The sequence below is a fragment of the Faecalibacillus sp. TM498 genome (assembly GCF_020589955.1).
Lineage (GTDB): Bacteria > Bacillota_I > Bacilli_A > Erysipelotrichales > Coprobacillaceae > Faecalibacillus > Faecalibacillus intestinalis.
Map to the genome: position 1 here is coordinate 1 of NZ_JAJDKB010000086.1, position 5561 is coordinate 5561.

The 5561-nt window shown below is 37.7% G+C and carries 7 protein-coding genes; 4 read left to right on the forward strand and 3 right to left on the reverse strand.

Annotation, left to right across the window (positions count from 1 at the left end; translation table 11 throughout):
- Positions 1–169: 169 nt before the first annotated feature.
- The 3 genes from LJD32_RS14395 to LJD32_RS14405 form a co-directional block, all read right to left on the reverse strand.
- Positions 170–1363: a tyrosine-type recombinase/integrase gene (locus LJD32_RS14395; RefSeq protein WP_227392748.1), complete on the reverse strand. Its 1194-nt coding sequence runs from the start codon at positions 1361–1363 to the stop codon at positions 170–172.
- A 78-nt stretch (positions 1364–1441) separates the two neighbouring features.
- Positions 1442–1645, reverse strand: coding sequence for an excisionase (locus LJD32_RS14400; RefSeq protein ID WP_002607397.1), 204 nt, complete (start codon positions 1643–1645; stop codon positions 1442–1444).
- Positions 1645–2655, reverse strand: coding sequence for a replication initiation factor domain-containing protein (locus LJD32_RS14405; RefSeq protein WP_008818897.1), 1011 nt, complete (start codon positions 2653–2655; stop codon positions 1645–1647). Before LJD32_RS14405 ends, LJD32_RS14400 begins: the two co-directional genes overlap by 1 nt.
- Positions 2656–3201: 546 nt before the next feature.
- On the opposite strand from LJD32_RS14405, the gene LJD32_RS14410 reads away from it, so the two are divergent.
- From LJD32_RS14410 to LJD32_RS14425, 4 genes are all read left to right on the forward strand, one after another.
- Positions 3202–3837 carry a helix-turn-helix domain-containing protein gene (locus LJD32_RS14410; RefSeq protein ID WP_055304083.1) on the forward strand — a complete coding sequence of 212 codons (636 nt, stop codon included), beginning with the start codon at positions 3202–3204 and terminating at the stop codon, positions 3835–3837.
- Positions 3838–4106: 269 nt separating this feature from the next.
- The gene (locus LJD32_RS14415) at positions 4107–4748 is read left to right on the forward strand and encodes a DUF3796 domain-containing protein (RefSeq protein ID WP_015527882.1); all 642 of its coding nucleotides are present in this window, start codon (positions 4107–4109) and stop codon (positions 4746–4748) included.
- Positions 4749–4751: 3 nt separating this feature from the next.
- Complete coding sequence (locus LJD32_RS14420; protein ID WP_015527881.1) at positions 4752–4955, forward strand: helix-turn-helix transcriptional regulator; 204 nt, start codon at positions 4752–4754, stop codon at positions 4953–4955.
- Positions 4956–5054: 99 nt separating this feature from the next.
- Positions 5055–5312 carry a hypothetical protein gene (locus tag LJD32_RS14425; protein ID WP_055157184.1) on the forward strand — a complete coding sequence of 86 codons (258 nt, stop codon included), beginning with the start codon at positions 5055–5057 and terminating at the stop codon, positions 5310–5312.
- Positions 5313–5561: the final 249 nt, after the last annotated feature.

A 5561-nucleotide genomic window follows, 5' to 3' on the forward strand; every position in this document is an offset into this window, starting at 1 on the left:
TTAAATTATATATGTCTTTTTGACTATCTTTTTATATCTTCTCAAATGTCCGCAAAGCCTTATTTTATCGGCTCTACGGGCATTTTGCTTTTGTGGTAAACCTCACATATCTAGGTCTATCTTCTTATATTTTCGCTATCAAGCGTGGTTAAAATCGTGGTAAATACTTCTATGCGATTAGACGCTGAACCTCTGATTTTGCGGTATCTATGGACGCATGAGCGTACCAGTTCATTGTGATACTGATATTTGAATGCCCCATGATATACTGTAAATCTTTCGGGTTCATGTTCTTGCTTGCCAGCCTTGTGCAGAATGTATGGCGTAGCGTATGCGGTGTGATATGTGGCAAAGGGTTATCCCTATGGTACTTGTTGTATTTCTTTACCATACGGACAAAAAGCATATTGTAATCAATCGCAACTTTGGGCTTGCCTTTCTGATTGACAAATAGAAAGTTGCCCCGTCCGTCTATCACAAATGGTTCTGCCTTTGGGCGTTTCTTCATCATTCGTTGAAATGCCTGTACCGTTTCTTTGCTTAATGGCACTTGCCTTGTTCCGCTTTTTGTCTTAGGCGTTTCAATATAATAGCCTTGTTCCTTGCTCTTTAGTAACTGGTGGTCGATAACCACAACCTCATGGATAAAATCAACATCCATGATTGTCAGTCCGCATAGTTCCGAAATACGAAGTCCTGTTTTTAACAGTATCAGCACATCATCATAATACTTGTGATACACGTTGTCCGTCCTGATGAATGACAGTAGGGCTTGTTCCTGTTCCTCTGTCAATGCGACTTTCTCTTTGGTATCATTTTCTAGGACTTCACTTAACTTGAAATCAAAAGGGTTTTTCCTTACACAATCGTCTTGTATGGCGATATAGAATGACGCTTTTAACGAGCGTTTATGGTTGTTAATGGTATTGTAGGAAAAGCCTTTCTCTTTCATGCGTAACGCCCATTCTTTAGCGTCAGAGGGTTTGATTGTATCAATGCTCCTAGCACCTAACTTGTCCTCTTTCAATAACCGCATAAGTTGTTCCCGTTGTTTCTGTGTGCTTTTCTTCACATTTGCCCTCTGTGCGTTCTGTTTGGCGTAGAGTTGGCAAAGCGTCATTTTCTTGCCTGTGCTGTCGATACCGTCCTCAATATCCCGTCTTATCTGCTGTTCCAGTTCACGAAGTGAGGGTTTTTCCCGTTTTCCCTTTGGTGTCGGGTCTGTGGGTGTCAATCTCCAAGCATACACATATTTTGTGTTTCCAAATGCGTCCACATATTTATATAAGTATTTTCCGTCTGTTCGTTGGCTCTCTCCAGTATGCAGGATACGACCTTTGTTATCCCGTCTTTTTTCTTTCATGCTGTCTGCTCCTTTCCCTGTTGGAAAGAGCCTTGATATGACTTGTGTTCATCATAACACATACAAGGCTCATTTGCATTAGATTGCGTCCAATTTATCAATAACCTGTTCAAACTGTCGGCGTTTAATCTGTATGCGGTTGCCATTCATAATGAGCCAGCCAGCGTCCTTGTTTTCCTCTGCCAATCGTCTTAACTTGTTTTCTCCGATACGGAAATATTTTGACGCTTCTTCAATGGTAAGGGTGTATTTTTCCCATACGGGAATATCGTTGTTATTCATCAGATACCCCCTTTCCCATGTTTCGTGTCATATTGGATATAAGGGATAAGGTCGGTGCGGTTTATCCTCTGTAAATGGGCGGTTAATTTACTGGAAAGGGAATTACTGTATCTTGCCTTATCAAGCATAGTTCCCACTTTTTCCAGTCCACCTAATGCGTCATGTTCTTCCAAGAAGTAAAAACTTTTGACAGCGGAAATCACGCCACCCTCTGTGAGCCATTGCTGTGTTTCTTCAAGGGAATTTTGCTGTTTTGGTACTTGCAGTTTTAAGACTTCCACAGCCCCTAAAAAGCGTTCCCAAAACCGACAAGTTTTCCACCTGCTCTTATTACTTTCGTTTCTGTTTGGTACGACAAAGCGTAGGTTGTTTGCCAATAGCCCGAAAGCCAGTTCTCCCAGTTCCAGCGGTCTGTCCTTGAATGTCATGGCAAAAGCATGAGCCTTATCATCACGCAGTTGCATTTCTGTCCGTTTCCAACTGCCGACTTCATCAAGTGTCTTATTATGTTTTGAACAGACTTCCTTATCCTTGTCATAAAAGCGGTAGGACAATCCCGATTTCCCAGCACCGATATAAACGGTCTTTGCGGTGTCGAAATCATCAAACTTGCTTTCGTCAAAGTGGTAGCCCTCACTATTCGAGATAAATTCCTCTTTTTCGCATTTCTTCTTTATCTGCTCTATGGTAAAAAATGGCTTTTCGTTCTTATCATCAATGGCAATATCCAGTCTAGTGAAATGGAAGTTATCCAGTCCATATCTTCGCTCACAATGTTTGAACATATCTCCAAAGGTATAATTCCTACTGTCGAGAATACGGAAAATATCATCACAACCTCTGCCAGTCATAACAAGATAACAGCCTAGCCCTTGTGGGTTGTCCTCTGTCTTTCTTGCGTCCCCCGATACATAAATATCTCCAATCTGCCAGCGTGCTTGATAAGTCTTGAATTTAATGCTTGCCGGATAGACATTGAAAATATCAGTCGGTAAACCTAAAATGTGCATGATGACATCTTCGGCGGTTGCAGTATCGAATACAATACTGATGTAATCAATCTTAACGGATAAATTTTTGTGTGTAGTTATAGTGCATTACTCCTTTCGTACTTCCCGTTTTTTTGCGGGGTAAAAATCGTGTTTTTTCCTTTATTTATCACAGTTTCTAGGTACTATGACATGTATGCGCAGGGCGGTGTTACATATACGCCCTTTACGAACGCCTAAAGGCGTTCCCTTTCTTCCTGTGTCTGCCCCGTTCTTAACGCTCACGAGCCTTGTAAGGCTCGTGGCTAAACGGAACAGCCCAGTCAGAAATCCGATTTTCAGTCTGATAGTCCATGCCTATTCATGCTATCAAAGTGAAAATATCTATTCTATATGCTTACTCAAGCGTGTGATTGACCCTAGCGTGCTTAATCGCTCTATCTAACACGATAATAACGCCATTAGAATTACTTGTCAAGAAGTTTTTGTTGACTTTTGGATATAGATTAAGTATGATATGCTTATAAACGTCAAAAAAAGCAACGAAAGGAGCGGTTATACTAAGTTATGGAGCATTATGAAAAGAAAATCAGTTTCTTAGGAGAGAACATACAAACCATAAGAAAATACAGAGGAATGAAACAACAGGAACTTGCGGACAAAATCGGTATCAATATGCAGAGCCTTTCCAAGATTGAACGTGGTGTGAATTATCCTACCTTTGATACATTAGAAAAGATAATGGACGTGCTGGGTGTAACCCCAAATGAATTACTGTCGGGAGAATGGAAGTATGTTAATCAAGCCGAAAAGGAAGTCTGCCAGTTTTTAAGAATTGAAGAACGACTAAATGCAGAATTAAAACATGGGCATTATGACAACTTCTTTGACAGCGAAGAAGAATGGCTGGAATATGAGTTGAAAAAGTTACGGGAATATATTACCGACTACATCAACGGAAAAAGCATTGTAGCGTCCGACCTTTATCCAATCAAAGAATTTATCCAGCATTTGAAGTTTCAAAAACTGTTAGACCACTATGATGATTTATACAGCATGGATATGTTCGGTGAAAGCATAGAGGGACATAAATATAGGACACCTTATCAAGTCGTAAAAATGATAAACCCCAATTCAAAAGAAGATATGGAATTATTACGGGAAGTATTGAAAAATAACGATTTTGATGATGAGGACGAGTAACCCTTTTCCTCTTTGTAGAAGATACAGCAAACAAAAAGCCCAGTAAAGAGTGCAAAGCACCACCAATGGTGGCAAGGCTCTTGACAGGGCTTTTCCTTTACTGTTTGTGGCAGACAAGAGGAAGAAAGGGACAAAATCTGATTTGTAGTAAATTATATAAAAACGATATGAGATGTATTTGTATCATTTTCTTGTTGACACCATTTATATTAAGTGATATATTTGTCTTATAAAGATACAAAAACATCACATTGAAAAGAGGGATGATTATGACAAAAAAACAAATGAAACAAGTTATCTTTATGGGAGTAGGGTGTGTAATATTACTGATTGCAGGGATAATTTACTCTTTATTATTTAACGACGCACGCTGGGTTAAAAACATGGATATGTCTAATTATGTATTTTCCATAAAGGATATACCAATGTTGATAGTCGGTGCTTTGATAGCTATTTATGTCTTATATGTAACAGTTATCTTCTTTAAAAACGCCTTTTCTAAAAATTTTAAAGACAAAAACTATTCAAGAACAGTATCTTCATATTGGGGACTGTGTGGAATATTTGGATTTCTAGGTTTTAGCGGTTTTTGGACTTATTTTGAATATGGGAAAATATATCCTTTTGTATTCTTTATATTTTTTGGCTTTTTCGGCTTTTTCTTTGAAGGAAAACTTTCTCACACTTTAGAAGATGAACTTTTTTTAGAAAATAAAAGAAAAGCAGAAATAAACGCCTATAAAGTAGGATTTAAACTTCTCTTTATAGTCATTTGGCTTATGGCAATAGGAATGTTTTCTCGTAATGTGGAATGGTGTGCAATTTTTATGCTCATTTCTGTTTCACTTATCTATGCTTTAGTCATTTTTCTTAGCAACTATTTATTATACCGCTACGAAAAAGGAGAATAAGTCATGGTAGAAGATTTCATGTGCAACTTAAAGGTATATCGTGTAGCACAAGGTTTAACACAAGAACAACTGGCAGAAAAAGTCGGGGTTCGTAGAGAAACAATTATGAGGTTGGAAAAAGCACAATACAATCCATCTCTAAAACTGGCGATTGATATTTCACGGGTTCTCAATGCACCGATAGAAGATATTTTCATTTTTAAATAAGATAGTGGTAGTAAATTCGGTTCTATGTGATATTGGGAACAATAGAATATTAAGTTTTACATCAATATAAGAGTAATGCAACTATAATGTTAATTTGTATTGCTTGGAGGAACAATACCTGATGAAGATGATAATGATGTCATCGCAGAACAACTTGCAAAAATCAGTGAACAGATGGCAATTAAGAATAGGCGTAGCAAAAAAATTTGGAAAATTGCTGGGGTTATATTCCTAGTAATTGTGCTATTGAATATCCTCTTGATAATATTTAATATGTCAGTATCTAAAAACGTTTCAACAGATAGTAGCACCACTTTCATAGAAATAGGTGAAGATGATGTGATTGATGTAGAATAATTTCCAACATACAATCCCAGTTTGACAACTTTATATCCATACACACAAAGCAGTTAGTCTTAGGATTGACTGCTTTTTAACAAAAGACACCACTCAGGTGTAAAGGGTGTCTTTTTAGTGCTATTTTATTGTCATATCAAGGCTCATTCAATTGTGGTAAATTCGTGGTAAATTAAATAATTTTCTATACTTCAAAGTGCTTGAAAGTATAGTGTTTATGCGGATAATCGCAAATTAGATATAAAATTT

What these genes read in the sequence shown, in the direction of transcription:
- LJD32_RS14395 (WP_227392748.1), bottom strand. Translation starts at nt 1,363, where the DNA reads ATGAAAGAAAAAAGACGGGATAACAAAGGTCGTATCCTGCATACTGGA.
- LJD32_RS14400 (WP_002607397.1), bottom strand. Translation starts at nt 1,645, where the DNA reads ATGAATAACAACGATATTCCCGTATGGGAAAAATACACCCTTACCATT.
- LJD32_RS14405 (WP_008818897.1), bottom strand. Translation starts at nt 2,655, where the DNA reads ATGCACATTTTAGGTTTACCGACTGATATTTTCAATGTCTATCCGGCA.
- LJD32_RS14410 (WP_055304083.1), top strand. Translation starts at nt 3,202, where the DNA reads ATGGAGCATTATGAAAAGAAAATCAGTTTCTTAGGAGAGAACATACAA.
- LJD32_RS14415 (WP_015527882.1), top strand. Translation starts at nt 4,107, where the DNA reads ATGACAAAAAAACAAATGAAACAAGTTATCTTTATGGGAGTAGGGTGT.
- LJD32_RS14420 (WP_015527881.1), top strand. Translation starts at nt 4,752, where the DNA reads ATGGTAGAAGATTTCATGTGCAACTTAAAGGTATATCGTGTAGCACAA.